Here is a 24,693-nt window from a genome sequence, read left to right as displayed (position 1 = left end):
GCGGCCGCCACTGGAAGGCGACGCGGGCTTCCTCGAGCTGGGATCGCTCACGGGCCTCTCCTGCGGCGGCGGGGAAGGCCCCGGCATCCGTCGCGGGACGCCGCGGCCCCCGGCGCCATGCCGTACGGGCCCGGGCGCCCCGCCCGGATGGGCCCCGGCCACCGGCCGCCCGCGGGGGCTAGCCGGCGGCGGGGCGCGGGGTGCGCCACATCGCCCATACCCGGGGGCCGCCGCCCGGGAGCTCCATCTCGGCGACCACGGCGAAGCCGAAGTGCTCGTAGAACGGGATGTTCTCCGGCTTGGAGGACTCCAGGGCGACCGGCATGCCCTCCGCGTCGGCCTTGGCCAGGCCCGAGCGGAGCAGCGCGGCCCCGTGCCCCTGGCCCTGGGCGGCCGGGTCGGCGCCGACGACGGCCAGGTACCAGTGGGGGTCCCGGGGCGGGGCGGCGGCGGCCGCCTCGACGGCGTCCCGGAAGAGGGAGGCCCGGTCGCCGAGGATGCCCTGGAGCTCCTCGACGGTCCCGGCGTCGGGGACGGCCTTGTCGAGGGCGTGCGGCGGCACCCAGAAGGCGGCGGCGGCGTCGGTGAGCTCGCAGACGCCGTGGCGGCCGTACTGCCGGGTGAAGAGAGTGGCGAAGTAGCGGCGCATCCCGTCCTCGCGGGAGGCGTCGTCGGGGAAGAACCAGCGCATCATCGGGTCGTCGCCGAAGGCACGGGCGAGGGTGGCACTGACCGTTGACGCATCGTCGGGCGCTGCCGCCCGCGGAGTGTTCGCATTCGACATACCGGTCATTCTGCACCTGATGATCTTGGCCGTCGACGCGGGGGTCCCCGGCCCGCAAAACCAACAACTCCGCTTCAGCGGGAAGTTGGCTCCCACCCCCCTGGGGGCGACTGCGACCAGCAGTCAGGGCCTCGGCTCCCTCCCGGATCCGCCGACCCGTTCGGCCGGTGCACAGACAAGAGACGGGGAGGTCCGGAAAGGATCCCCCTCCGGCCGGAGTTTCCATGAGGGCAGGTGGCTCACCGCCTGGGGACGAGGCGCGATGCCGGGCGGCGCGGGTCTGGGCTCCGCAAGAGGCGGACCGGGCACCCCGGGGCCGCCTGTCGAGGCGGTGCCGTCCTCCTCGATCGATTCCACGTCCGGCATTGCCGCCAGGGAGGTGAGCTGGCCCGGCGTGAGGCGGGCGGCGAAGCCGTTCAGGCTGTCGCGGTAGACGTGGAGCGGGCGGACGCCCTCGACCCGGTCCGCGACGGCGGCCGGGTCGAGGGCCCGGTCGACGGTGACGATGTACGTCGGCCAGTCCGCCGGATCCTCACGGACTTCGCGGACCTCGCAGACCTCGCGGACTTCGTGGGCCGCGGGGCCCGCAAAGGCGTCGGCAGCGGTGGCGGTGGCGGGCAGGGCGGCTACGGCGGCCAGGGCGGCGGCGAACGCCGCCGGGAGGGCACGCCCGAGGCTGGTGCGCATGGTGCGAGGCGATCACGCCCGGCCGGTGCAGGTCAACGACGTCCGGCGGCGCGGCGGCGGCCTCCGGGAGCACACCCCGGAGTGCGCCCCGGGCGGCGGCACCGGCCGGACGGGTGGTTTCACCGCCTCCCCCGGGCCCCCGGGGGAAACGGCCGCCCGGCGCCGGTGCCCACCGCAGCCCAGGTGAATCGTTTCCCCGCCCGCCGCGCCACCGCTCCCCCGCCCCCGCCCTCGGCCCTCGTCCGAACGGAGCGGGCCGTTCAAGTCGGGCCCGCGCGGCCACCGATGCAGGGAAGAGCCCCGCCCGACGCCGCATCCGGCGGGGCGGCGGCCCGCTCGTGACGGCCTTCCGACCACCCCCAGGAGCCCCCGCCCATGCGTCTGCTCGCGCCTTTGACGACCGCCGCTGCCGCTCTCCTCGCCCTGGCCCCCGCCACGGTCGGCGGCGCGGCCGCCGACACCCCCGAGCCCAGCCCGGTACCGCTGCACACCTCCTCGAACGCGATCCCCGGCCAGTACATCGTCACCCTCGACAAGACCGCCGACCCGGCGGCGGTCGCCGCGGTCACGGGCGTGAAGCCGTCGTTCACGTACTCCAAGGCGATGCGCGGGTTCGCCGCGTCCCTCACCGCCGCCCAACTCCAGGCGATCCGGGTGCTGCCGGGAGTGACCTCCGTGGAGGAGGACGCGGCCCTGACCGCCCCGCCCGTCGCCGCGCCCGCGCCCCGGGTCGCGGTCGCGGCCACCTCCTGGGGGCTGGACCGCATCGACCAGAAGCAGCTGCCGCTGGACAACGAGTTCACCGTCCAGGGCAACGGCGCCGGCGTGACCGCGTACATCCTCGACACCGGCATCGACTTCGCGCACAGCGAGTTCGGCGGCCGTGCCAAACCCGGCTTCGACGCCGTCGGCGACGGCCGGGGCGGCCTGGACTGCCACGGCCACGGCACGCACGTCGCCGGCACGATCGGCGGCCGGACGTACGGTGTGGCCGCCAAGGTGAACCTGGTCAGCGTCCGGGTCCTGGGCTGCGACGGCAGGGGCTCGTACTCCGGGATCATCGCGGCCCTCGACTGGGTCGCGGAGAACGCCACGCAGCCCGCCGTCCTCAACGGGTCCCTGGGCGGTGCGCGGTCCAGCGCCGTCAACGCCGCGGCCGACGCGCTGTTCGACGCGGGCGTCCTCCCCGTCGTCGCGGCCGGCAACGAGGCGCAGGACGCCTGCAACGTCTCCCCCGCGTCGGCCTCGCGCGTGGTGACGGTCGCGGCCACCGACCGCTACGACCGGGAGACGGGCTTCTCCAACTTCGGCCAGTGCGTCTCCCTCTACGCACCCGGCCAGGAAATCGTCTCGGCCCGCCTGTCCGGCGGCAGCGTGGCCCTGGACGGCACCTCGATGGCCGCCCCGCACGTCACGGGCGTCGCCGCCCTCTACAAGGCGGCGCACCCCGACGAGTCCCCGGACCGGGTGGCCGGCTTCCTGGAGCAGCAGTCGACGAAGGACATCCTGAGCCGCCTCGGCTACAACACCCCCAACCGGCTCCTCAACACCGCCGGCTACTGAGCCCCGTCGGGGCCGCCGGCGCCGGTGTGCAGCTCGAACCACACCACCTTGCCGATGCCGCAGGCCCGCGGGTACGCACCCCACTGCGCGGCCAGCTCGGCGACGATGGCGAGCCCGCGCCCGGCCTCGTCCTCGGGCGCGGCCGTGCGGGGCGCGGGCAGGGACGGGTTCGCGTCGAGGAACTCCACCCGCAGCCGGTCGCCGTACCGGCCGCCCCGCATCCACACCTCCCGCCCGACGGGCACGCGGGCGTGCCGGCAGGCGTTCGTCATCAGCTCGCTGACGAGCAGTACGGCGGTCTCCACGGTGCCCTCGGGGAGCTTCCACTCCCGGACCTGCCGGGTGAACAGGGCCCGCGCCAGGCGGACGCTGCGGGGGCTTCGGACGAAGCGGTACTCAAAGGTGTGGTCCATGATCCGCACCCTCCCGCCCGGGCCCGGGCCCCGGCGAGACACGGCACCGGAGGCGGGGGCCGTGTACCCGTGCGGTACCCGGCCGGGGTGCGCCCTCCGGACCCGAATGGCCGGCCGGAGCGGGGACGCGCACGCTGGAAGGATGGGAACCGAGACATACGGCACGTCCACCGGCGCGTTGTCCGGGCTCCTGGAGAACCCCGTCGTCGGAATGTCGCCGTGGATCGTGTTCTCCCTGCTGGTCGGGCCGGGACGGTTCGAGCTCGCGGTCGGGATCTCCCTGGCGGCGGCCGTCGTCCTCGTCGTGCTGGGCCGCGTGGTCAACCGGGGCAGCTCGTGGAAGCTGCTGGAGCTGGCCGACGTGGTGTTCTTCGGCGCGATGACCGTCGTCGGGGCCCTGGCGAGCGAGGGCACGCGCACCTGGCTGGAGACGTACGCGGGCGAGGTCGCGAACTTCACCCTCGCCGCGATCGCCTTCGGCTCGATGGCCGTGGGCATGCCGTTCACGCTCCAGTACGCCCGCGAGCAGGTTGATCCGTCCCTCTGGCACACGCGCGGCTTCATCCGGACCAACTACATGATCACCGGGGCGTGGGGCCTCGCCTTCCTGGTGGCCGGGCTGGCCGGCCTCGTCGGCGACCTGATCCTGCGCAGCCCGGACAACATGTGGACCAACTGGATCATCCCGATCCTGGCGATCGTCGCCGCCCTCCGGTTCACCGCCTGGTACCCGGACGTCGTACGGGCCCGCGCCGCCCGCGAGGCGAAGGGGCTGGGCCGCGAGCCGCCGAACCTGGCCTCGCTGATGCTGCCGGTGGCCGGCCTCCTCGTACCGATCGGGATCGCCGTCCTCGTTTTCGACGGCGACCTGTGGTGGCTGGGCGTGGCCCTGATCGTGGGCGGCGGCCTCCTGACGAAGGCCCTCCACGCACGGAGTTGAGGCCCCCCGCAGCCCTTCGGCCAAACCGCCACTCGATCGTGTGATCGATGGTCGCCCGCGCCCCTGCCCGGGTATGGGCCGGGCGGACAACAGCACGGCCGAGGGGCGGGGCGCGATGAGCGAGGCATGGCGGTACGGCGGCAACCAGATCAAGCTGTGGCGCACGGAGGCGGGCAAATCCCGCGACGAACTGGCCGAAGAAGCCGGTTACGCCGCCGAGTACGTGAAGTCGATGGAACAGGGCCGCCGCCGCCCGACGCTTCATTTGTTGCAGATCGCGGACTCGATGTTCGGCGCGGGCGGAAAACTCGCCGCTGCCTCTGAGTACATGAAGCCGGAGCCGTACCCGAAGCGTTCCGAGGAGTTCATGGCCACCGAGGCCGAGTGCATCGCGTTCCACTCCTACGAGCCGCTATTCATCCCGGGACTGCTGCAAACCGAGGAATATGCGCACGCCCTGATCAGCTCCAGCTGTCCGCCGCTTGACGACGAAACGGTGCACGAACGAGTGTCCGCACGTCTGGAGCGCCAACGGACGATGATCCGCCGAACCGGCACGATGTACACCTTCGTCGTCAACGAAGCGGCGTTGAAGACGAACGTCGGCGGTCCCGGCGTGATGCGAGGTCAGCTGCACCACATCCTGGAGCTCTCCGAACTCCGCAACGTCTCGGTCCAGCTGCTGCCCACGGGTCGGTGCCCAGGCGTTGCGCTCGTCGGCCCGATCGTGCTGCTGAAGACGCCCGAGCACCAAGTCTGGGCCTGGGCTGACGGGCAAGAGACCAGCGCCATGTACACCGACCACGACAAGGTCAGCGCGCTTACGCAGGCGCATGACATGATCCGCACGAACGCCCTTAGCAAGGCGGACACAACGGAGTTCATCAAGAAGTTCGTGGAGGAGCTATGAGCAGCAGCCGCCTGACGTGGTTCAAGTCCAGCTACAGCGACGGCCAGGGCGCCAATTGCATAGAAGTCGCTCTTGACTGGCACAAGTCGAGCTACAGCAACGGCCAGGCCTCGGCCTGTGTCGAGGTGGCGGCCTGCCCGCACACCATCCACGTCCGTGACTCCAAGCTCGGCGAGGACGGGCCGACGTTCGCCGTCCCCGCCGAGGCCTGGCAGGCGTTCCTGAGCCAGGTCAGCTGAACACGACCGACCGCAGCTTCAGCCGCTCGGAGCCGTAGCCCGTGAGGGGCCGCAGGGTGAACGAGTCGCCCTCGCAGTCGGGTTCGGTGAACACCGTCGCCGTGGAGTCGGTGTGGTTGCGCGGCGAGTGGGCCGGGTTGCTGGCGCCCGGGTCGGCAACTTCCGGCAGGGTGATGCACTCGTCGCTTTCCGGGCCCAGCAGAACGCCCACCTGCGGGCGGCCGTCGAGGCCGGAGTAGACGTACGTGAACGCGCCTTCGGCGGCGACCGCGGACGTCGGGATCGTCAGGACGAGGGTCAGCGCACCGAACACGGCGGCGGCGGCATTGCGAAGACGCATGGAAAGGGTTCCCCTCACAAGGAGCAACAACGTGCAGGAACCACCCTTCCGGCGCACTGCACCCCAGGTCACCGGCCACCCGGTGCCGAATCGATCCGCCCTCGCCCGAATGGCCCAGCGTCGTCAACTCAGGTCGTACACCGTCACCGCCACGCCCCGCGCGGACAGCGCCTGCGTGACCATCGGCTCGACGCGGGACCACTTGCCGCCCGCCAGCCCGCAGCCGATCCGCGGCATGTGGACCGAGGCGTCCAGCTCGACGGCGTGGTCCGCGAGGGCGGCCAGGCAGCGTTCGAGGGCGTCGTAGCGGATCGGGACGCCCGCGCTGCCGGTGCGTATGCCGCGCTGGCCGACCATGTTGGCGACCCAGGTGTCGTCCTTGACTCGGACCAGCCGGACCGCGCCCAGCCCGAAGTCGTTCTTCGCCCGGCCCCGGTGCCAGGCCCGGAAGTCGGCCTCGGGCTCCGGCCAGCGCTTCGACAGGGCCAGGACGAAGCCCTTGCCCCAGCCGCCGATGTCGTTGCACACATGCGCGATGATTTTCGGCCCCTTGGCCTGCGGGCTCGTCGCGTCCCCGGCAATGATCCTCAGCGGTGTCATCCCCCCACCGTAAGCGCGGCCACTGACAGGACCGCGGCCTACCGGAACCGGTCCCCCGCGAACCTCTTCAGCGCCGCGTCCACCCGCTCCCGCGGCAGCGGCAGGAACTGGGCCTTCGCGTCCAAGGGGTGGACCAAGAGCTCCCCGCGGGACCGCTGCACGTACAGGCGCCAGGCCCGCCGGTACTGCGAGGCCGCGCCCTCCCGCAGCCACACGACCAACTGGTCCCGGAGGACGGGGTACTGGAGGTTACTGCTCCTCCGCGTCACCAGCTGGATGTCCTCCCACGGAATGTCCAGGCTGCGACCTCGCATCCGCAGTGTGAAGGTCTGCCGGTCCAGGGCCAGAGCAAACCTGTCCCGAACGAGGAACGACACCGGGAAGGCGGCGAGGAAACCCGAGTAGAGGAAGAGCAGGAAACCGCCCAGCGAGCCCGGCAGAAGGCCGCGGGAGACGGTGACCGCCACGGACACGGACGCCGCCCCGGCGGCCAGCGTGCGCCAGCCCGGCACGCTGCCCTCGAACAGGGCCCCGTCCTCGTCGTCACGGGCGATCCCGTGCTCGGGGCGCGCATGGGGGTCCCACGCGTGCGGGGCGAACCGCTCCAGCGCCGACTCGACCTCGGCCCGCCGGACGCCGAGGGAGAACAGGTCGCACACGATCACCCCGCCCAGCCGGGGGACCCGCCACGGCAGGCCCCGCCGTGAGGCCTGCTCGTCCGCACCCGGGTCGAGCGGCCGCACGAACAGGGCCCCGTTGGACGCGTTGCCCCGCCGCCACGACACAACACCGACCTGCGCGACGGCGCTCCACGGCCAGTGGGCCGTGCGACCCCGGTGAACGTAGGTCACGCCCGCTGCGTCCAGGGTGAGGGCGCCCGGGAAGCAAAGGCAGAGCGCCGGGGGAAGCACCGGAACGCACAGGAACACGGTCCACAGCGCCAGGAGCACCCCATCGAGGACATCGAGGTTCCGGGTCGGGTCGGTCAGGACCAGCACCGCCGGTGTCACGGCGACAGCGGCGAGCAGAAACGCCAGCACGGCCAGCCGGGCCCGCCGCGTGGTGCTGTGGAAACCCTGGGCGGTGGCCCGGCGCGATCGCCGCCGGGCTGCGTACGGCGGCGGGCGCTCCGTGTCCGGGGCCGGCTTCCACACCAGGCCGCCGAAGCGCTCCAGCACCTTGCCGATCTGCTCGGGCGTGCAGTCGAGCCGGGAGACATCGGCGGCAATCACCCTGCCGAGGCGGCGGGCGACCCGGGCACGACCGAGGAACAGGTAGCTGCGCGTCGGGGTGTCGGGCAGCAGGTTCAGCACGAGGTAGTACGTCCCGCGGGTGCGGGAAAACAGGTGCGGGCACCAGGCCAGCCGGGCTTCGGAAATCCGGTGCCACGCGTACCGGTAGCGGCGGCGGGGCTGGCCGGGCTTCCCTCGCACGAGGACGACTTCCCCGGCGGAGACCTCCAAACCGTAAGGCTCCATAAAGCGCCGAACACCCAGCCAGCCGATCAGCGCGGCAACGAGGAGGGAGGAGCCGAAGACGGCGTCGGGAACCCGCGCGTACACCCCTTCGGTCGGCTGACCGTTCCGGCTCGCCCGCGACAGCTCCGCCATGAACGTCGTGACGTCTCCGTAGGCGACGAGGCTCCAGAAGGCGAGCAGCGCTCCGAACAGGGCTGCCACGAGCAGCACCATGCGCCCGCCCTGGTTGCGACGGACATACCGCACGGCCGGCTGCTCGGCATCTGGCTCCGGGTCGCGCCCGGCAGCCCGCTCCGGCTTCGCCAGGTTGGGCCGGTAGGCCGGGTTGCGGGCCACGCCGAGGCTGCCCGCGGTGTTGAGGTCGCTCTTCTGGGGCTCCGGCAGGCCGCGTACGACGAGCCGGGCGCGTGCCTGCTCGTACAGGGTGTTCAGGTCGATCAGGGCCGGGCCGTCCGCCACACCCTGTCCCAGTACGCGGAGCAGCTCCCCGGTGAAGGCGGTGTTCCGTTCGCCCGGCTCGGCCTTGGCCGTGGCCCCGGCGTGCGCGGCGGCCAGGAGGCAGATGCCCTCGACCCTGGCATGGGCGGCGAGGTCCGCGCCGCCGCTCATGGCATTGGCGGCGAGGCCGCTGTAGCAGCAGTCGAGCACCACCACCCGGCGCAGGGACGGGGCCTTCAGGACGGCGGGGCGCAGGTGCCGGTACTCGATCCCGGTGTAGGCGTGCCCGGTCCGCGCGGTCGGGAGCCCGAGGTACAGCTCGTCCGTGTCGGGGTCCACGAGGCCGTGGCCGGCGAAGTAGACGAGGAGGGTGTCGGTGGCCCGGGCCGCGGCGGCGCGGATGGCGTCGAGGACCTCTTCCTGGCTCGACGGCTCGGCGAGCACGGTGCAGTGGGCCTCCGGCAGGTTCCAGGAGGAGGGGCCGGTCAGCAGCGCCCGCAGGTCGGCGAGGTTGCGGGCGACGTGCGGCAGCTCCGACAGCGTGCGGTAGCGGCTGACGCCGATGAGCACGGCGCGGGAGCCCGCCGGGTCGGGCAGCGGCATGACCCGGCCTACGCCCCCGTCCCGTCCGACGCACCCGTACCGCTGGCTCCGGCGTCCCCGTCGGCCCGGACGGATGCAGTGGCCTCGCTCATGTCGGCCGGTACGGCGTCCGCGCGGTCCAGCAGGGCGACGGCCTGTCGGAGTTGTTCCTCGTCGGCGCCGGTGAGGACGATCTCCAGGTCGCCGCGCCGGACCGTGACCGCCCGCGGGTCCGGCCGCGTGCCGTGCCAGGCGGCGATGGACACCACGAGCGAGGCGGCGGACCAGCCGCTGCCGACGATCAGGGTCACCAGGTCGAGGACGTCGCCCATGTCCCCGGGCCGGGGCTCCCGGCCGGTCAGGTCGATGTGAGCGGTGCGGCGCAGGTCGGGATCGCGGGAGAGCCACTTGTAGAGGGAGCTCAATTCGGCCCGGTCGCCGTGGACTTGCAGTTCGACGCGCATGAAGCCCCTTCACCCGCCCAGCAGTCGTGCCCCGGATGCCCGGACTCCCCATCCTGGCACCGCGCACCGGGCCGAGTCCGGGGAACGGCCACATCGGCCGGCGAGTCCAAGCCCTCCCCGGGCCAGACCCGTGCCCAGACCCGTGACCAGGCCCGTGCCCAAACCCCTGACCAGGCGCCCGCGCCCCGACCCAGACCCGTGCCCAGAGCTGTGCCCAGGCCCGTGGCCAGGCCAACGCGCGGGGCGGGCTTTGGTGGTCCTGCAGGCACGACGCCCTGGCAAGGCGCAGCCGGGGCCCTGCATCTCTGATGAAGCCGTCATGCCTCTTGTGCCCCCTGGCCGTTCTTCGGGGGCTTCCCGGCAGTCTGTTGGCATTCCGGGGCGGGTCGGCCGGTCAAGGGTGGCCGAAGGCCATCGCGCAGCGACGCGACGACGAAGGAGGAGCGCCCTTGAGGGGCCGGCCCGCCCCGGGAGGACAATGGGCTGCCGGGAAACCCCCTACACGCTCCCGACCCCGGCCGACCGCGCCCCCGCCCCTTCCGCCCTTCCAGCCCCTCCCACCCCTTCCGTTCTCCCCCTTCCAGCCCCGCCCCGCCCCCCGATCAGAGGTATTCGCGGGCGAATTCCACCGCCCATTCCACGGCCGCTATGGGGATGCTGCCGGGGCCGGAGGCCGGGTCGATGGCGAGGCGGGCGTCCTCCCAGCCGCGGCCGTGGTCCCGGTAGATCGCGAAGCGTCCGTCGTGTCCGCTCCCACCGTCGTGCCGGTGGACCAGGAACTCGATCGCCCGATCGTCGCCGTCCGTGCCCACCGTCGTGATCGTCATGCCGCCGACTGCGAAATCCACCGCGCCGCCCCTCCCCGCTGTCCCGGAAGGCCAGCCTCTGCCACCACACCGCCGCGCCGCATGAGCGCGCGTACTCAGCCGACGTACTCAGCCGACGGGCTCAGGCCGACGCACTCAGCCGACGCACTCAGCCGTCGCACCCAGGGCGACGCACCCAAGGCGACACACTCAGCCAACGCACCCAGCGAGACGTACCCCGGGCGACGCACCCAGGGCGACGCACCCAGGCCAGCGCACCCAGCGCGACCCGCCCGCCCCGCCTTACCCCGCCCCACCCCGCCCTACCCCCCGGTACGTGACGAGCACAACACCGCCCCCGGCCCCCCACCCACACCCCCGCCGATTCAGCCGATTCCACAGGCCGAGCAGCATCGCGGCCGCCGTTTCCAAGGGCGGACCGCACCGGCACCCACCCATCCACGAAATCCGGACATTTCTGCCACGGCTTCGTGACATCAATTCCGCCGCCGCCCACCCCCCGGGCCCGTAAGCTCCTGTTATGCAGGTGATCCAGTCAACGAAGCTCGCCAATGTCTGCTACGAGATCCGCGGCCCCGTCCTCGAAGAGGCCATGCGGCTCGAAGCGGCAGGTCATCGCATCCTCAAGCTCAACACCGGCAACCCCGCGGCCTTCGGCTTCGAGTGCCCGCCGGAGATCCTTGAGGACATGCTCCGCAACCTGGGCAGCGCCCACGGCTACGGGGACGCGAAGGGGCTGCCCTCCGCGCGCCGGGCGGTGATGCAGCACTACCAGACCAAGGGCATCGAGCTGGACGTCGAGGACATCTACCTCGGCAACGGCGTCTCCGAGCTGATCCAGATGGCGATGCAGGCGCTGCTCGACGACGGCGACGAGGTGCTCGTCCCCGCCCCGGACTACCCGCTGTGGACGGCCGCCGTGTCGCTGGCCGGCGGCACCGCCGTGCACTACCGCTGCGACGAGCAGTCCGACTGGATGCCGGACCTGGCCGACATCGAGCGCAAGGTCACCGATCGCACCCGCGCGATCGTCATCATCAACCCGAACAACCCGACCGGTGCCGTCTACGACGACGAGATGCTGCGGGGCCTCACCGACATCGCGCGCCGCCACAACCTGATCGTCTGCTCCGACGAGATCTACGACCGGATCCTGTACGACGGCGCCACGCACACCAACACCGCCGCGATCGCCCCGGACCTGCTGACCCTCACCTTCAACGGGCTCTCCAAGAACTACCGCGTCGCCGGCTACCGCTCCGGCTGGATGGCGGTCTGCGGTCCGAAGAAGCACGCCTCCTCGTACATCGAGGGCCTGACGATCCTGGCCAACATGCGCCTGTGCGCCAACGTGCCCTCGCAGTACGCCGTGGCGACGGCCCTCGGCGGCCGGCAGTCCATCGAGGACCTGGTGCTGCCCGGCGGACGGCTGCTGGAACAGCGGGACACCGCGCACGACCTGCTCACCCAGATCCCCGGCATCACCTGCGTGAAGCCCAAGGGCGCGCTGTACCTGTTCCCGCGGCTCGACCCGGCCGTCTACAAGATCAAGGACGACCGGCAGATGGTCCTGGACCTGCTGCGGGCCGAGAAGATCATGGTGGTGCACGGCACGGGCTTCAACTGGAGCGAGCCGGACCACTTCCGCATCGTGACCCTGCCGAACGCGACCGACCTCGCGGACGCGGTGACGCGGATCGGCAACTTCCTGGACGGCTACAGCCAGCCGTAACCCCCGCCCCCGCGCGCACGCCGTCACACCCGGCCCCGCCCCCGCGCGCACGCCGTCGCACCGACCCGGCCCCCGCCCGCGCGGGCACGCCGTGGCACCCGGCCCGGAGCCTGCACGGCCCCGGACCGGGGCCGGTCAGGGGCGCCCGGCCAGGTCCCGGGAGACCGGGTCCGGATCCAGGGCGGCTGCGTGCGCGTCCATCCGCTCGGCGGCGAGGATCGCGACGGTGGTGTCGGCGCGGGACGCGGCCACGACGAGCGCCCGGCCGGCGAGGTCGCGGGCGCGCTGGTGCAGGGCGGCGGGGTCAGCCCCCTGCGCCCGGGGCGCACGGACGGGCTCGCTGCCGCGCAGGCGCGTGACCTGGGCGGCGATACGGGCGCCCGCGCTGTCGAGGCCCAGCTGGTCGGTGACGGCCAGCAGGGCGCAGAGGTGGCCGGCGAGCTGGTGGTCCAGCGCTTCGGCCCGGCTGCTGTGCGGGTAGCCGGCACGGCTGTCGTGGCTGCCGGCGTGGTGGCCGCCCGCACGGTGGACGGCCGGCTTGGTCCGGATCGGCTCGTACATGAGGTGGCCTCCTGCGGGGTCAGGCGACCATCCTACATTGGATCCATTCTAAAGTTGAGTTCGATCCTGAAAGCCGGACGCGTACGGGACCCGCCCCGGCCGGAGGGCCGGCGTGTGCGGAAGCGGCCCCGGCCGGAGGGCCGGCGCGTGCGGAAGCCGCCCCGGCCGGAAGGCCGGCGCGTGCGGAAGCCGCCCCGGCCGGAAGGCCGGCGCGTGCGGAAGCCGCCCCGGCCGGAAGGCCGGAGAGCCGCCACCTCACGGCGCGGGCATCGGTGCTGCCGGCGTGAACTCCGCCGCCACCTCACGCCGCCGGCATCGGCACCGCCGGCGTGAACTCCGCCGCCGCCACCCCGCACCACGGCACCGCCGCCGCCGGCCACACCGGGCCGACCGCCTCCCCGCGCTCCACCGCGCCGGGGGCCACCCCGGGCACCTTCACCAGCGCCTGGGCCGCACGCCCGCCCGGCACCGGCTCGGCCTGCTCCCGGAACTCGACCGTGACGACGTACGCACCGACGCCCTCGGGCCGGCCCGCCGCCTCCACGGCCGCCACCACCCGCCGACTCGCCGCGTCGACCCGGCACCCCGTGACCCGTACGTCCGCCACCGCGGGCCGCGGCGGCGCGCCGCCCGCGCCGTCGCCGGCCCACACGTACAGGCCCAGCGGGGCGAACACCAGCAGGGCGGCCACGGCCGACAGGCCGACGGCCCAGCCCTGCCACTTCAACGCGCTCACGCTCACGCTCACGGCCATGCCACGATCCTGACGGCCCGCCGCCCCCGCTTCCAGCACCCGCGGATTCATACGGCATTTCGAAGTGGGACCGCCTGGTCACCCGGCGTTCACCCAACTCCTCGCGGAATGTGGGTTTCCGTGAGCAGGCTGCACCCGTGAGACGCATCCTGGCAATCGTGCTGGGTGTCCTCCTCCTCGGCGGCGTTGCAGCCGTCGTCCTCCTGGGAGGCACCGAGCCCACGGCAACGAAGACCGTGGAAGGCGTCATCGGGTCCGAGAAGGCAGAGTTCTTCCGCGACCCCGACGTCGTCAAGGCCCTGAAGAACAAGGGCTACACCGTGAAGACCGAGACCTCCGGCTCCTGGGCGATGGACCGGCTCCCGCTGAAGAGGTACGACTTCGCGTTCCCCTCCAGCAGCGAGCCCGCCCCGGAGATCGAGGCCGCGGCCGGCATCAAGGGGGCCCAGACCACCCGTCCCTTCTTCTCCCCGCTCGTCGTCATCGCCCGCGCGGGCGCGGCCAAGGTCCTCGCCGACAACGGCCTGGCCAGGATGGCCGGCAGGAACTCCGGCACCCTCCTGATGGGCCCCTACCTCAAGGCCGCCGGGGAGGACCGGACCTGGCAGCAGCTGCCCGGCTCGGCCGCCCACCCCGAACTCACCGGCACCGTGTTCATCAAGACCACCGACCCGGCCGCCTCCAACTCCGGCGCGCTGTTCCTCGCCGCCACCTCCAACGTCGCCAACGACAACAAGGTCGTCGCCGACGACGCGGCGATCGAGCGGACGGCCCCGCTGATGCGGAAGCTGATCTCCGTGCAGGGCGCCCTGGAGCAGAGCACCGACGACCCGTTCCGCTCCTTCATCAGCGGCAGCGGCGAGCCGCTCATCCTCGCCTACGAGGCCCAGGTCGCCGCCCTCGTCCAGCAGAAGCAGGCCCCCGCCGACATGGTCGTCCTCTACCCGGACACCACCGTCAACTCCCCGCACACCTTCGTCCCGATCAGCGAGAACGCCCGCGAGCTCGGCACCCTCCTGGCCACCGACCCCGAGTTGCGCAAGCTGGCCGTCCGGCACGGCTTCCGGCCGCAGGACGGCGTGCCCGAGTTCACCGCCGCGACCGCCGCACACGGCGCGTACCTCAACCCGGAGCTGACCGGCATCCGCCAGGTCGGCGCACCCACCGTCAAGATCCTCATGGCGCTGGCCGAGCGCGCCAAGGGCTAGGGAACCAGGGGGACCCGCACCATGACACTCTCGCCTCCCGAGGACGGCCCGCTCGTCCTCACCGCACCCGAGCCCGTGCCCGCCGTCCGGCGGGAGCAGGCCTCCGGCCTCGTCCCGCTCGACGACGCCGTCCGCGCCGAAGCGGCCCGCCGGGCCGCGGAGTACGCCGGCTCGCTCACCGGGATCGACCCGCGCTCCCCCGAGTTCGCCGCCCGGATCGGCGAGGTCACCGGGCTCGGCGCGGCCGACATGCGCACCGCCGACCGGCAGTCCAACCGGATGCTGGAGCGGGCCGTGCGCGCGCTGGGCTCCGAGGGCGGCGACGCCCAGGCGCGGGTCGCGGGCTCGCTGGTCGAGCTGCGCCGCACCGTCGAGGACCTCGACCCGCGGGACAACCCGGGCCGGGGCGCGCGCCGGCTGCTGGCGAAGCTCCCCGGCGGCAACCGGTTCCGCGACCACGTCGCGAAGTACGCCTCCGCGCAGGCCACCCTCAACCGGATCGTCGGCGCGCTGCGCAGCGGCCAGGACGAGCTGCGCCGCGACAACGCGGCCCTGCACACCGAGCGGGCCCGGCTGTGGGAGACCATGGGCCGGCTCCAGGAGTACGCGTTGCTGGCCGAGGCCCTCGACGCGGCCGTCGAACAGCGGATCGCGGAGGCCTCGTACGCCGACCCGGAGGCGGCCGACGCGCTCCGCGCCGACGTGCTGTTCCCCGTCCGGCAGAAGCACCAGGACCTGCTGACGCAGCTGGCCGTGTGCGCGCAGGGCTACCTGGCGATGGACGTGGTCCGCCGCAGCAACGAGGAGCTGGTCAAGGGGGTGGACCGGGCGGCGACGACCACCGTGGCCGCCCTGCGGATCGCGGTGATGCTCGCGTCGGCCCTCGACAACCAGCGCAAGGTGGCCGAGCAGGTCGGTGCGCTGCGCTCCACGACGGAGGACCTGATCCGCGGCAACGCCGAGATGCTGGCCACGCAGAGCGGGGAGGTGCAGCGGATCGCCGCCGACCCGGCCGTCGGTGCCGAGACGCTGCGGGCCGCGTTCGCGCAGATCTATACGACGCTCGACGCGATCGACACCTTCAAGGTGCAGGCCGCCGAGACCATGGCCGCCACCGTGGACGCCCTGAGCGGGGAGCTGCAGACGGCCTCCGCCCACCTGGCGCGGACGCGGGCGGCCGACGCCGCAGAGGGGGGTGCGCTGTGAACGACGGGACGACGGTCCGCCGGCGGGCCCGGCGGTGGCCGGCCACGTGCCTGGCGCTCGCGGTCCTGGCGGGCGGTACGGCGGGGTGCACCGCCGACGGGCCCGCCGGGCCGGAGAAGAGCGCGTACAAGGACGGGACGCTGCGGGTACTGGCCTCCAGTGAACTCGCCGACATGGAACCGGTGCTGAAGGCCGCGAAGAAGGCCACCGGCGTCAGCGTCGAGCTGACCTGGTCGGGCACCCTGGACGCGGCCGAGGCGGTCGCCTCCGGCAAGGCCGACGGGAAGTACGACGCGATCTGGCTGTCCTCCAACGACTACCTGCGGCTGCGCCCGGAGGCGGCCGTGAAGATCGGCAGCGAGACCCCGGTGATGTCCTCGCCCGTCGCGCTCGGCGTGAAGCCGGACGCGCTGGCCAGGCTCGGCTGGAAGCCCGAGGAGGTCACCTGGTCCGCGGTGCACGAGGCGGTGGCCGCCGGGAAGCTGACGTACGGGATGACCGACCCGGTGCGCTCCAACTCGGGCTTCTCGGCGCTGGTTTCGGTGGCCTCGGGGCTGTCGGGGGCGCAGGCGGCGCTGACCGACGCCGACGTGAAGACGGCCCAGCCCAAGCTGAAGCAGTTCTTCGCCGGGCAGAAGCTGACCTCCGGCTCCTCCGGCTGGCTGGCGGCCGCGTACACCAAGCGCGGGGACGTGGACGCCCTCGTCAACTACGAGTCCGTGCTGCTGGCGATGAACCGGGACGCGAAGACGGACCTGGCGGTGGTCCGGCCGCGCGACGGGGTCGTCACCGCCCACTACCCGCTGGCCCTGCTGGCCTCGGCGCCGGCCGGGGCCCGCGAGTCCGGGCGGGCCCTGACCGACTGGCTGCGCGGCACCGAGGCACAGAAGCTGATCACGGAGGGGACCTTCCGGCGGCCGGTGGCGGCCGGGGTGGCCCCGGCGGCCGGGCTGAACCCGGACAAGCGGCGCGAGCTGCCGTTCCCGGGGAGCCGGCAGGTCGCCGACGGGCTGCTGGCCTCGTACGAGAACGAACTGCGCCGGCCCTCGCGGACGGTGTACGTGCTGGACACCTCCGGCTCGATGGCGGAGGAGAACCGCATCGGGCGGCTGCGGGACGCGCTCATCGAGCTGACGGGCACCGGGGACGCGGGGCCCGGGCGGCGGTTCCGGGACCGGGAGGAGGTGACGCTGCTGCCCTTCGGCGACAAGGTGAAGCAGGTCCTCACCCACGTCGTGGAGCCGGGCAACCCGGGGCCGGCGCTGGACGCGATCCGCAAGGACGCGGGCGCGCTGCGGCCCGAGGGCGGCACGGCGGTGTACGCGAGCCTGCGGGCGGCGTACGAGCACCTGGGCAAGGGGAGCACGGACGGGTTCACCTCGATCGTGCTGATGACCGACGGGCGGAGCGGGGACAAGGCGAAGGACTTCGAGGCCTTCCACGCCGCCCTGCCGGAGGCGCAGCGGCACACCCCGGTCTTCGCGGTGCTGTTCGGGGACTCCGACCGCAAGGAGCTCACCCGGATCACCGAGGTGACCGGCGGGCGCCTCTTCGACGCCACCGGCGGCAACGACTCGCTGCGCGGGGCCTTCGAGGAGATCCGTGGCTACCAGTAGAGCGGCGGGCAGGGCCGCCGGCGGAGCCCTGCGCTACCTGGAGTCGAAGAAGAACCTGGCCGGCTCCGCGTGCGGGGTGGCCGGGGTGGTGCTCACCCTCACGGGAGCGGCCGGCGCCTACTGGCCGCTGGTGGTGGCCGGGCTGTACGGGGCGGGGGCGCTGGTCGCGCCGCCGGAGCGGCCGGCCCCGCCCCGGCCGGAGGGGCTCACCGAGCAACTGAACGGTGTGCGCGAGCAGTTCGGCCGGCTGCGGGAGTACCTGGCCGAGGTGGAGCTGCCGGAACCGGCCGGGGGGCGGCTCGCGGAGCTCGTCGAGCTGTACGCGGCGCTGCTGGAGCCGGGCTGGGTGGCGGACGTGCTAGCCGGGGAGCCGGAGCTGGTGCACGCGCTGTCGCGGGCGATCGAGGTGGACGCGCCGGAGTGCGTGGACACCTTCAACCGGACCCGGTGGTGGACCCGGCTCACCCCGGGCGGGGAGTCACCGGAGCGCCACCTGGAGCGGCAGCTGGAGCTGCTGCACGAGGAGGCGGAGCGGGTGGCGGCGGACCTCCGGGAGACGGAGGCCCGCCGCCAGCAAACGCACACGGCCTACCTGGAGGAGCGCGGACGCTCCTGACAGGCAGGCCGTGGCTGCGGTGGGAACCGCTTGGTCGGGGGCTCCCACTACGGTGGGAAACCGCTTGGTCGGGGGCTCCCACATCTTCGGGCCCTGGCAGGCAGGGCGGTCATTCGTCAGCCCAGGCGCTCGACCAGGGCGTGGTACTGGTCCCACAGCTCCTTCGGCGTGTGCTCGCCGTAGGTGCCCAGGTGCTCGGGGACCAGGGCGGCCTCCTCGCGCCAGACCTTCTTGTCGACGGTCAGGAGGAAGTCGAGGTCCTCGTCGGAGATGTCGAGGCCGTCGAGGTCGAGGGCGGCCTTGGTCGGCAGGATGCCGATCGGGGTCTCGACGCCCTCGGCGGTCCCGTCGAGGCGGCCGACGATCCACTTCAGGACGCGGCTGTTCTCGCCGAAGCCCGGCCACACGAACTTGCCCGCGTCGTTCTTGCGGAACCAGTTCACGTAGTAGATCTTCGGGAGCTTCGCGGCGTCCGCGTTCGCCCCGACCTTGATCCAGTGGGCCATGTAGTCGCCCATGTTGTAGCCGCAGAACGGCAGCATGGCGAACGGGTCGCGGCGCAGCTCGCCGACCTTGCCCTCGGCGGCGGCGGTCTTCTCGGAGGCGATGTTCGAGCCGATGAAGACGCCGTGGTTCCAGTCGAAGGACTCGGTGACCAGCGGGACGGCGGAGGCGCGGCGGCCGCCGAAGAGGATCGCGGAGATCGGGACGCCCTTGGGGTCCTCCCACTCGGGGGCGATCGTCGGGCACTGGGCGGCCGGGACGGCGAAGCGGGCGTTCGGGTGGGCCGCCGGGGTTCCGGACTCCGGGGTCCAGGGGTTGCCCTTCCAGTCGATCAGCTCGGCCGGGGTCTCCTCGGTCATGCCCTCCCACCAGACGTCGCCGCCGTCCGGGGTGAGCGCGACGTTGGTGAAGACGGTGTTGGCGTACATCGTCTTCATGGCGTTGGCGTTGGTGTGCGCGCCGGTGCCGGGGGCGACGCCGAAGAAGCCGGCCTCGGGGTTGATCGCGTAGAGGCGGCCGTCCTCGCCGAAGCGCATCCAGGCGATGTCGTCGCCGATGGTCTCGACCGTCCAGCCGGGGATCGTGGGCTCCAGCATGGCCAGGTTGGTCTTGCCGCAGGCGGACGGGAACGCGGCGGCGACGTACCTCGCCTCGCCCTGGGGCGGGGTGAGCTTGAGGATCAGCATGTGCTCGGCCAGCCAGCCCTCGTCGCGGGCCATGACGGACGCGATGCGCAGGGCGTAGCACTTCTTGCCGAGGAGGGCGTTGCCGCCGTAGCCCGAGCCGAAGGACCAGATTTCGCGGGTCTCCGGGAAGTGCGAGATGTACTTGGTGGTGTTGCACGGCCACGGCACGTCGGCCTCGCCCTCGGCGAGCGGAGCGCCGAGGGTGTGGACGGCCTTGACGAAGAACCCGTCGGAGCCGAGCTCGTCGAGGACGGCCTTGCCCATGCGGGTCATGGTGCGCATGGCGACCGCGACGTAGGCGGAGTCGGTGATCTCGACGCCGATCGCGGAGAGCTCCGAGCCGAGGGGGCCCATGCAGAACGGGACGACGTACATCGTCCGGCCCTTCATCGAGCCGCGGAAGATGCCGTTCTCGCCGGCGAAGATGTCCTTCATCTCCGCCGGGGCCATCCAGTGGTTGGTGGGGCCCGCGTCCTCTTCCTTCTCCGAGCAGATGAAGGTCCGGTCCTCGACGCGCGCGACGTCGGACGGGTCGGAGGCGGCGTAGTACGAGTTCGGGCGCTTCGACTCGTCGAGCTTCTTGAAGGTGCCCTTGGCCACGAGCTCCCCGCACAGGCGCTCGTACTCGGCCTCGGAACCGTCGCACCAGACGACCCTGTCGGGCTCGGTGATCGCCGCGATCTCGTCGACCCAGGCGACCAGGGCCTTGTGCTTGGTGGGGACGGAAGTGGGAGCCGCGTTGTCGCGCGCCACGATTGCTCCTTGTTGAGGGGTGTGTTTGGTGTATGCCCCGTGGGGGCTGCGACCCGGACGCTTCGCGCTCCGCTCATCCGGTGCCGACCGCACTCATCTGATCATCCGGTGCATGTGCGCATATGTCCAGAGGGCCTCTCACGTGAGCATCGCCACTCCCGTCAATCTTCCGTAAAGCAGACCGCCGGAAACCTACGGACCCGTAGGTAGCATGACGCCCATGACTTCTGACGCCGCAGTCGCGCCGGAGGCCGCCGCCGGGCCGGCCGCCACAGCAGCACCGGAGGCCAAGCCGCTCATGCGCGGCTGGCTGCACGCCGGGATGTTCCCCGCCGTGGTCGTCGCGGGCCTGGCGCTCATGGCCTTCACGGACTCGGGCGAGGCGCGGATCGCCTGCGGGGTCTACATCCTCACGGCCTGCCTGCTGTTCGGCATCAGCGCCGTGTACCACCGCGGCACCTGGGGCCCGCGGGGCGAGGCCATCCTGCGGCGCCTCGACCACGCCAATATTTTTCTGATCATCGCAGGGACGTATACCCCGCTGACCGTCATCCTCCTCCCGCCCTCCACCGGACGGACGCTGCTGTGGGCGGTGTGGCTTGCGGCCGCCGCCGGGATCGCCTTCCGCGTCTTCTGGGTCGGCGCCCCGCGCTGGCTCTACACCCCCTGCTACATCGCGATGGGCTGGGCGGCGGTCTTCTTCCTGCCCGACTTCCTGCGCACGGGCGGCATCGCCGTCCTGGTGCTGGTGGTCGTCGGCGGGCTGCTGTACAGCGCGGGAGGGGTCATCTACGGCATCAAGCGCCCCAACCCCTCCCCGCGCTTCTTCGGCTTCCACGAGGTCTTCCACTCGCTGACGCTCGCGGCGTTCGTCGCGCACTACGTCGGCATCTCGCTCGCCGCCTACCGGCACTGAGCGGCCCGGCCCACCGGCGGGAGCGCCGGCTTGAAGGTGCGCGGGGAACGGCGCGAGCAGCCGCGGGGGGGGGGGGGGGCGGCCCCCCCCCCCCCCCCCCCCCCCCCCCCCCCCCCCCCCCCCCCCCCCCCCCACTTCCCGCGCAGCGCTCAGCAGGCCCGGCCGTCGCGGTCGGGGTCCAGGCGCAGCGGGTCGCTGCCGTGGACCTTCATCCGCTTCGGGTACCGGTGGGAGGCCAGCCAGTCGCAGCGGGCCTGCGTGGTCTCCTGCACCTCCGCCGGGAACCGGGTCGGGACGCACTGGTTGACGGTGCCGTAGTGCCGGTCGCAGCCGGCCGTGCTCGGCGGGACCGGGACGGAGTCCCGCTTGCCCGGGTTCTGCTTCGGGGCGGCCTGCGGCGCGTCGGCGAAGTCGTGGACGTGCGGCGAGGGGCTCTTGTCGGCGGCCGCGAGGGCCGACGGGCCGCCCAGGTGCACCCAGGTCGCCACCGACGGGACGCCGTTCGCGTCGACCCCGAAGAGCATGTACCAGCCGGGCGGCGCCAGGTTCGGGTTGCTGGTGACGTTGAGGTCCACGGTGGTGTCGTTGACCACGCTCAGCGGCAGGTCCACGAACCGCTGGTTGGGGTCGGAGGAGTGGGTGACCGCGGCCGGGCGGATCAGCTCCGCCTTGGCGATCGGCCGGTCGACGGTGATCCGCTGCGTGTCCCCGTACGTCCACTGCCGGTCGATGACCGAGGTCAGCCGCGGGCGCGGGCCCTTGAACAGGTAGGGCGGACTGTAGATGGACACGTTGTGGTTGTAGGTGCCGTTGCCCGGGTTGTCGCCGACCGCCATCACCCGGCCGTCGGGCATCAGGAAGGCCGCCGAGTGGTACGTCCGCGGCACCGGGTCGGCCGGCAGGCCCGCCTGGTAGGTGTTGGTCACCGGGTCGAAGAACGAGGCCTCGTACACCGGGTCGGCCCGGTCGTGCAGTCCGCCGCCGGTCTCCAGCACCTTGCCGTCCGGCAGGAGCACGGCCGAGACGTACATCTTGCCCTCGGCTCCGGTCTGCGGGCGCTTGCCCTGGCCGGTGTCGACCAGGCCCTGCGGCAGGTCCGGGCCCGGCGTGTACGCGGGGTTCGGCGCCTTGAGGTCGATCAGGTCGGTCAGCCGGTTCGCCGCCGGGTTCCGCTCGTTGTTCCCGCCGCCGATGGTCAGCACCCGCTGGTCCTGGGCGGGCGGCAGCAGCACGCTCGCGGACTCGTCGCGCTCGTCCTTGTTGCGCAGCCCGGGCACGTCCGTGATCGTGTTGGCGTCGTAGTCGTAGATCGAGGCACCGGTGCCCGGGGTGCCGTTGCCGAAGGTGTGGCTGCCCGAGTAGAACAGCCGCCCGTCCTGCATGAGGATCATCGACGGGTACAGGCCCCAGTACGACCAGGTCTGGTTGACCTCGTTCATCGGCAGCCACTTGTTCTGCGCCGCCGAGAACTTCTCGGCGGTCACGTTGCCCGTGGAGTCTTCCTTCAGGCCGCCGAAGGAGATCACGTCGCCGTTGCCGAGGATCGTCGCCGACGGGTACCAGTGCCCGCCGTTCATGTCGTTGGTCCGGGTGTACGACTCGGTCGCCGGGTCGAAGACGTAACTGTCCCTCAGCCCCTGGTAGCCGATCTTGCCGTCGGCGGACGGGTAGCCCTTGTTGCCGCTCATCACGAGCACCCGGCCGTCCGACAGCTGCACGTGGCCCGCACAGAACATGTCGACCGGCGTCGGGATCGTCTTGAAGCTGCCGTTCTCCGGGTCGTACACGGCGGAGGTGAAGGTGCCCGCGTTGAACTGGGAGATGTCGTTGCCGGAGCCCGCGATCAGCAGCACTTTGCCGTTCTTCAGCACGACGGCGTGCATCGAGCGGACCGGGTTCTTCGCCGGGATCACCTCCCACCTGCCCTTCGCGCACTCCTCCGGGGTGCCGGAGCAGGAGGGCTGCGGCGGCGGCGCGCCGACCTCCTCCATGGCGTAGTCGTCGGTGGTGACGGAGCCCGTGCCGTAGACCGACAGCCCCCAGCTGATCTTGTCGGTGTTCGGCGGGACGGCCGGGGTGCGCACCTCCGTACGCGACCAGCCGGCGCTCACCGGCGGGTTCTGGAGGTCGGTCCAGTACTGCCAGCCGGTGGCGGTGTCGTGGCGGAAGAGGGTCACCGACACGTCCGGGGTGTCCGACTTGTACCAGGCCGACAGGTCGTACTGCCGGCCCGGTACGACGGTCGGGGCGCAGGTGGCGTTCTCGGTGACCAGGGCCTTGCGGTCGCCGGTCACCCGGCGGGTCAGCGAGACCCGCATCGCCTTGGTGCCGCTGTGGGCGTCGGCGACGGTGGCGAAGGTGAAGTCGTTGTCGCCCCAGCCGGACTTCTCCCAGCAGGACGGCATGTCGGTGCCGGGCGCGCCGGCGGTCTCGAAACCGGGGTTGGTGAGCAGGTTGGGCGGTCCGGCCGTGGCCTGCTGCGGTGCGGTGAGCAGCAGGCCCGCGGTCATCGCCCCGACGGCGGCCAGGGCGGCCCGCCGCCCGGCCCGCCGTCGGATGTTCGCTCGCATGGAGGACTTCCCTTCTGTGCGGCTCAGCTCCTGTTGGTGCGCGCGGTGCGCGGCGTACGGGCCCGGCGCGACCCGCGGCGCGGTCTGCGCGGCAGGTAGACGAGGGCCTCGGTGGCCGCGAACCGCAGGACGAAGGTGGTGGCCAGGGCGAGGGCGGTGGCCGGCAGCACCGGCATGCCGAGCCGGGCGACGAACCATCCGGTCAGCGGCAGGCGCAGCACCAGGTCGGCGTTGGCGAGCAGGGCGAACCGGCCGAGGCGGTCCGGCCAGGGGCGGTGCCGGCGGCGGTCGCGGAAGAACAGCACCTCGACGAGGGCGAAGTTCCACAGCACCCCCGCCTGGTTGGCGGCGATCCCGGCCGGCAGGTAGTGCATCCCGGCCCGGGTGAGCAGCCACAGCGCGAGCAGGTTCGGGACGAAGCCGGAAAGCCCGACCAGCCCGAAGCCGATCATCCGGGCCAACGGGGTCGCGGTCCGCAGGGCGGCGAGGTGGGCGAGGAAGCGCATCCCCTCGCGGGCGGTGGACTTGGACTCGCCCGCGTGCCGGTCCTGGAAGACGAACGGCACCTCGGCGGTCCGGGCGGGGCGGCAGCGGACCGCCAGCTCCAGCAGGATCTTGTAGCCCAGCGGCCTGAGGGCCTCGGCGGTCACGGCCGAGCGGCGGATGGCGAAGAAGCCGCTCATCGGATCGCTGATGCCGCGCAGGGCGCGCGGGAAGAGCCCCTTGGCGAGCCAGGTCGCCCCGCGCGAGACCGCGACCCGGTAGCTCCCGGCGAGGCCTGCCCGGCTGCCGCCGGGCAGGTAGCGGGAGGCCACGACGAGTTCGGCGCCGGTCCGCTCGCCCTCGCCGACCAGCTCGGGCACCAGGTGGGGCGGGTGCTGGAGGTCGGCGTCCATGACGACGACCCAGTCCCCGGCCGCCCTCTTGATCCCCTCCACCACGGCCCCGCCGAGACCGCCGTCCGCGGTCCGGCGGTGCAGGACGGACACGGGGAACGGGCAGCCCGGGGCGGCCTTCTCGATGACCTCCGGGGTGTCGTCCGTGGAGTCGTCCACGAACAGCACCGTGCAGGGCAGGCCGGCGGGGAGGGAGGCAGCGAGCCGGTCCAGCAGCTCGGTGATGTTCCCGGCCTCGTTGAACGTCGGGATGACCAGGGTGACGCTGCCGTGGGCGGTGGCCCCGGCCGGCTCCAGCAGGCCCAGGCCGTCCAGGTCCGGGGCGCCCAGGCCCGGGCCGTCCAGGTCCCGGGTGCCCGGGGCGTGCGGGGCGTGCGGGGCGTGCGGGGTGCGCAGCTCGTCGCTCATGC

Annotated in this window: 23 protein-coding genes; 10 read left to right on the top strand and 13 right to left on the bottom strand. The window is 72.7% G+C overall.

Going from position 1 to position 24,693, the window contains the following annotated elements:
* Positions 1 to 178: 178 nt before the first annotated feature.
* Complete coding sequence (locus AC068A_RS03895) at positions 179 to 793, bottom strand: GNAT family N-acetyltransferase (RefSeq protein WP_478580285.1); 615 nt, start codon at positions 791 to 793, stop codon at positions 179 to 181.
* Between the two features lie 114 nt (positions 794 to 907).
* Complete coding sequence (locus AC068A_RS03890; protein ID WP_478580283.1) at positions 908 to 1,471, bottom strand: protease inhibitor I9 family protein; 564 nt, start codon at positions 1,469 to 1,471, stop codon at positions 908 to 910.
* 375 nt (positions 1,472 to 1,846) lie between these two features.
* On the opposite strand from AC068A_RS03890, the gene AC068A_RS03885 reads away from it, so the two are divergent.
* Entirely contained in the window at positions 1,847 to 3,034 is a 1,188-nt protein-coding gene (locus tag AC068A_RS03885; RefSeq protein WP_478580280.1) for a S8 family peptidase, read from the top strand.
* On the opposite strand, the gene AC068A_RS03880 is transcribed toward AC068A_RS03885, so the two are convergent.
* Entirely contained in the window at positions 3,028 to 3,447 is a 420-nt protein-coding gene (locus tag AC068A_RS03880; RefSeq protein ID WP_478580277.1) for an ATP-binding protein, read from the bottom strand. The genes AC068A_RS03885 and AC068A_RS03880 overlap by 7 nt on opposite strands.
* Positions 3,448 to 3,589: 142 nt before the next feature.
* On the opposite strand from AC068A_RS03880, the gene AC068A_RS03875 reads away from it, so the two are divergent.
* From AC068A_RS03875 to AC068A_RS03865, 3 genes are read left to right on the top strand one after another with little or no spacing between them, the layout of a single operon-like run.
* Entirely contained in the window at positions 3,590 to 4,387 is a 798-nt protein-coding gene (locus AC068A_RS03875; protein WP_478580275.1) for a hypothetical protein, read from the top strand.
* 40 nt (positions 4,388 to 4,427) lie between these two features.
* The gene (locus tag AC068A_RS03870) at positions 4,428 to 5,297 is read left to right on the top strand and encodes a helix-turn-helix domain-containing protein (RefSeq protein WP_478580273.1); all 870 of its coding nucleotides are present in this window, start codon (positions 4,428 to 4,430) and stop codon (positions 5,295 to 5,297) included.
* Positions 5,294 to 5,536, top strand: coding sequence for a DUF397 domain-containing protein (locus AC068A_RS03865; protein ID WP_478580271.1), 243 nt, complete (start codon positions 5,294 to 5,296; stop codon positions 5,534 to 5,536). The genes AC068A_RS03870 and AC068A_RS03865 overlap by 4 nt, the downstream gene beginning before the upstream one ends.
* Here AC068A_RS03865 and AC068A_RS03860 read toward each other — a convergent pair.
* The 5 genes from AC068A_RS03860 to AC068A_RS03840 form a co-directional block, all read right to left on the bottom strand.
* Positions 5,529 to 5,876, bottom strand: coding sequence for a hypothetical protein (locus AC068A_RS03860; RefSeq protein WP_478580269.1), 348 nt, complete (start codon positions 5,874 to 5,876; stop codon positions 5,529 to 5,531). The two genes, AC068A_RS03865 and AC068A_RS03860, sit on opposite strands and share 8 nt — an antisense overlap.
* A gap of 123 nt (positions 5,877 to 5,999) precedes the next feature.
* Positions 6,000 to 6,476, bottom strand: a complete 477-nt coding sequence (locus AC068A_RS03855; RefSeq protein WP_478580266.1) for a macro domain-containing protein — start codon at positions 6,474 to 6,476, stop codon at positions 6,000 to 6,002.
* 38 nt (positions 6,477 to 6,514) lie between these two features.
* Complete coding sequence (locus tag AC068A_RS03850) at positions 6,515 to 8,995, bottom strand: caspase, EACC1-associated type (RefSeq protein WP_478580263.1); 2,481 nt, start codon at positions 8,993 to 8,995, stop codon at positions 6,515 to 6,517.
* A gap of 8 nt (positions 8,996 to 9,003) precedes the next feature.
* Positions 9,004 to 9,438 (bottom strand): effector-associated constant component EACC1, encoded by a 435-nt coding sequence (locus AC068A_RS03845; protein ID WP_478580260.1) that lies wholly within the window; start codon positions 9,436 to 9,438, stop codon positions 9,004 to 9,006.
* Between the two features lie 602 nt (positions 9,439 to 10,040).
* Positions 10,041 to 10,265, bottom strand: coding sequence for a hypothetical protein (locus AC068A_RS03840; RefSeq protein ID WP_478580257.1), 225 nt, complete (start codon positions 10,263 to 10,265; stop codon positions 10,041 to 10,043).
* A gap of 520 nt (positions 10,266 to 10,785) precedes the next feature.
* Here AC068A_RS03840 and AC068A_RS03835 point away from each other — a divergent pair.
* The gene (locus AC068A_RS03835) at positions 10,786 to 11,997 is read left to right on the top strand and encodes a pyridoxal phosphate-dependent aminotransferase (RefSeq protein ID WP_478580254.1); all 1,212 of its coding nucleotides are present in this window, start codon (positions 10,786 to 10,788) and stop codon (positions 11,995 to 11,997) included.
* A gap of 135 nt (positions 11,998 to 12,132) precedes the next feature.
* Here AC068A_RS03835 and AC068A_RS03830 read toward each other — a convergent pair whose 3' ends face one another.
* Positions 12,133 to 12,558, bottom strand: a complete 426-nt coding sequence (locus tag AC068A_RS03830; protein WP_478580251.1) for an SCO4983 family protein — start codon at positions 12,556 to 12,558, stop codon at positions 12,133 to 12,135.
* A gap of 301 nt (positions 12,559 to 12,859) precedes the next feature.
* Positions 12,860 to 13,312, bottom strand: a complete 453-nt coding sequence (locus tag AC068A_RS03825; protein WP_478580249.1) for a hypothetical protein — start codon at positions 13,310 to 13,312, stop codon at positions 12,860 to 12,862.
* A 137-nt stretch (positions 13,313 to 13,449) separates the two neighbouring features.
* Here AC068A_RS03825 and AC068A_RS03820 point away from each other — a divergent pair, with 137 nt between their 5' ends.
* The 4 genes from AC068A_RS03820 to AC068A_RS03805 are packed head-to-tail and all read left to right on the top strand — an operon-like array spanning position 13,450 to position 17,958.
* Positions 13,450 to 14,520 (top strand): hypothetical protein, encoded by a 1,071-nt coding sequence (locus AC068A_RS03820; RefSeq protein ID WP_478580247.1) that lies wholly within the window; start codon positions 13,450 to 13,452, stop codon positions 14,518 to 14,520.
* A 21-nt stretch (positions 14,521 to 14,541) separates the two neighbouring features.
* Positions 14,542 to 15,726: a toxic anion resistance protein gene (locus AC068A_RS03815; RefSeq protein WP_478580245.1), complete on the top strand. Its 1,185-nt coding sequence runs from the start codon at positions 14,542 to 14,544 to the stop codon at positions 15,724 to 15,726.
* Positions 15,723 to 17,342 carry a substrate-binding and vWA domain-containing protein gene (locus AC068A_RS03810; protein WP_478580243.1) on the top strand — a complete coding sequence of 540 codons (1,620 nt, stop codon included), beginning with the start codon at positions 15,723 to 15,725 and terminating at the stop codon, positions 17,340 to 17,342. Before AC068A_RS03815 ends, AC068A_RS03810 begins: the two co-directional genes overlap by 4 nt.
* Positions 17,329 to 17,958 carry a hypothetical protein gene (locus tag AC068A_RS03805; protein ID WP_478580241.1) on the top strand — a complete coding sequence of 210 codons (630 nt, stop codon included), beginning with the start codon at positions 17,329 to 17,331 and terminating at the stop codon, positions 17,956 to 17,958. The genes AC068A_RS03810 and AC068A_RS03805 overlap by 14 nt, the downstream gene beginning before the upstream one ends.
* Before the next feature lie 116 nt (positions 17,959 to 18,074).
* On the opposite strand, the gene AC068A_RS03800 is transcribed toward AC068A_RS03805, so the two are convergent.
* Positions 18,075 to 19,901 (bottom strand): phosphoenolpyruvate carboxykinase (GTP), encoded by a 1,827-nt coding sequence (locus AC068A_RS03800; RefSeq protein WP_478580239.1) that lies wholly within the window; start codon positions 19,899 to 19,901, stop codon positions 18,075 to 18,077.
* 220 nt (positions 19,902 to 20,121) lie between these two features.
* Here AC068A_RS03800 and trhA point away from each other — a divergent pair, with 220 nt between their 5' ends.
* On the top strand, positions 20,122 to 20,817 hold the full coding sequence (gene trhA / locus AC068A_RS03795) for a PAQR family membrane homeostasis protein TrhA (RefSeq protein ID WP_478580236.1): 696 nt from the start codon (positions 20,122 to 20,124) through the stop codon (positions 20,815 to 20,817).
* Between the two features lie 149 nt (positions 20,818 to 20,966).
* On the opposite strand, the gene AC068A_RS03790 is transcribed toward trhA, so the two are convergent.
* Complete coding sequence (locus AC068A_RS03790; protein WP_478580234.1) at positions 20,967 to 23,387, bottom strand: galactose oxidase-like domain-containing protein; 2,421 nt, start codon at positions 23,385 to 23,387, stop codon at positions 20,967 to 20,969.
* 23 nt (positions 23,388 to 23,410) lie between these two features.
* Positions 23,411 to 24,691: a glycosyltransferase gene (locus AC068A_RS03785; RefSeq protein WP_478580232.1), complete on the bottom strand. Its 1,281-nt coding sequence runs from the start codon at positions 24,689 to 24,691 to the stop codon at positions 23,411 to 23,413.
* Positions 24,692 to 24,693 lie beyond the last annotated feature (2 nt).

Source organism: Streptomyces sp. NPDC043854 (assembly GCF_056436005.1).
Note: the sequence above shows the minus strand (reverse complement) of the source record. Positions and strands in the feature narration are given on the sequence as shown.

Excerpts from the sequence above, each read along its gene's own strand:
- AC068A_RS03860 (WP_478580269.1), bottom strand. The coding sequence starts at position 5,876 with ATGCGTCTTCGCAATGCCGCCGCCGCCGTGTTCGGTGCGCTGACCCTC.
- AC068A_RS03845 (WP_478580260.1), bottom strand. The coding sequence starts at position 9,438 with ATGCGCGTCGAACTGCAAGTCCACGGCGACCGGGCCGAATTGAGCTCC.
- AC068A_RS03825 (WP_478580249.1), bottom strand. The coding sequence starts at position 13,312 with ATGGCCGTGAGCGTGAGCGTGAGCGCGTTGAAGTGGCAGGGCTGGGCC.
- AC068A_RS03785 (WP_478580232.1), bottom strand. The coding sequence starts at position 24,691 with ATGAGCGACGAGCTGCGCACCCCGCACGCCCCGCACGCCCCGCACGCC.
- AC068A_RS03830 (WP_478580251.1), bottom strand. The coding sequence starts at position 12,558 with ATGTACGAGCCGATCCGGACCAAGCCGGCCGTCCACCGTGCGGGCGGC.
- AC068A_RS03890 (WP_478580283.1), bottom strand. The coding sequence starts at position 1,471 with ATGCGCACCAGCCTCGGGCGTGCCCTCCCGGCGGCGTTCGCCGCCGCC.
- AC068A_RS03880 (WP_478580277.1), bottom strand. The coding sequence starts at position 3,447 with ATGGACCACACCTTTGAGTACCGCTTCGTCCGAAGCCCCCGCAGCGTC.
- AC068A_RS03895 (WP_478580285.1), bottom strand. The coding sequence starts at position 793 with ATGACCGGTATGTCGAATGCGAACACTCCGCGGGCGGCAGCGCCCGAC.
- AC068A_RS03850 (WP_478580263.1), bottom strand. The coding sequence starts at position 8,995 with ATGCCGCTGCCCGACCCGGCGGGCTCCCGCGCCGTGCTCATCGGCGTC.
- AC068A_RS03835 (WP_478580254.1), top strand. The coding sequence starts at position 10,786 with ATGCAGGTGATCCAGTCAACGAAGCTCGCCAATGTCTGCTACGAGATC.
- AC068A_RS03865 (WP_478580271.1), top strand. The coding sequence starts at position 5,294 with ATGAGCAGCAGCCGCCTGACGTGGTTCAAGTCCAGCTACAGCGACGGC.
- AC068A_RS03840 (WP_478580257.1), bottom strand. The coding sequence starts at position 10,265 with ATGACGATCACGACGGTGGGCACGGACGGCGACGATCGGGCGATCGAG.
- AC068A_RS03815 (WP_478580245.1), top strand. The coding sequence starts at position 14,542 with ATGACACTCTCGCCTCCCGAGGACGGCCCGCTCGTCCTCACCGCACCC.
- AC068A_RS03790 (WP_478580234.1), bottom strand. The coding sequence starts at position 23,387 with ATGCGAGCGAACATCCGACGGCGGGCCGGGCGGCGGGCCGCCCTGGCC.
- trhA (WP_478580236.1), top strand. The coding sequence starts at position 20,122 with ATGACTTCTGACGCCGCAGTCGCGCCGGAGGCCGCCGCCGGGCCGGCC.
- AC068A_RS03875 (WP_478580275.1), top strand. The coding sequence starts at position 3,590 with ATGGGAACCGAGACATACGGCACGTCCACCGGCGCGTTGTCCGGGCTC.
- AC068A_RS03885 (WP_478580280.1), top strand. The coding sequence starts at position 1,847 with ATGCGTCTGCTCGCGCCTTTGACGACCGCCGCTGCCGCTCTCCTCGCC.
- AC068A_RS03855 (WP_478580266.1), bottom strand. The coding sequence starts at position 6,476 with ATGACACCGCTGAGGATCATTGCCGGGGACGCGACGAGCCCGCAGGCC.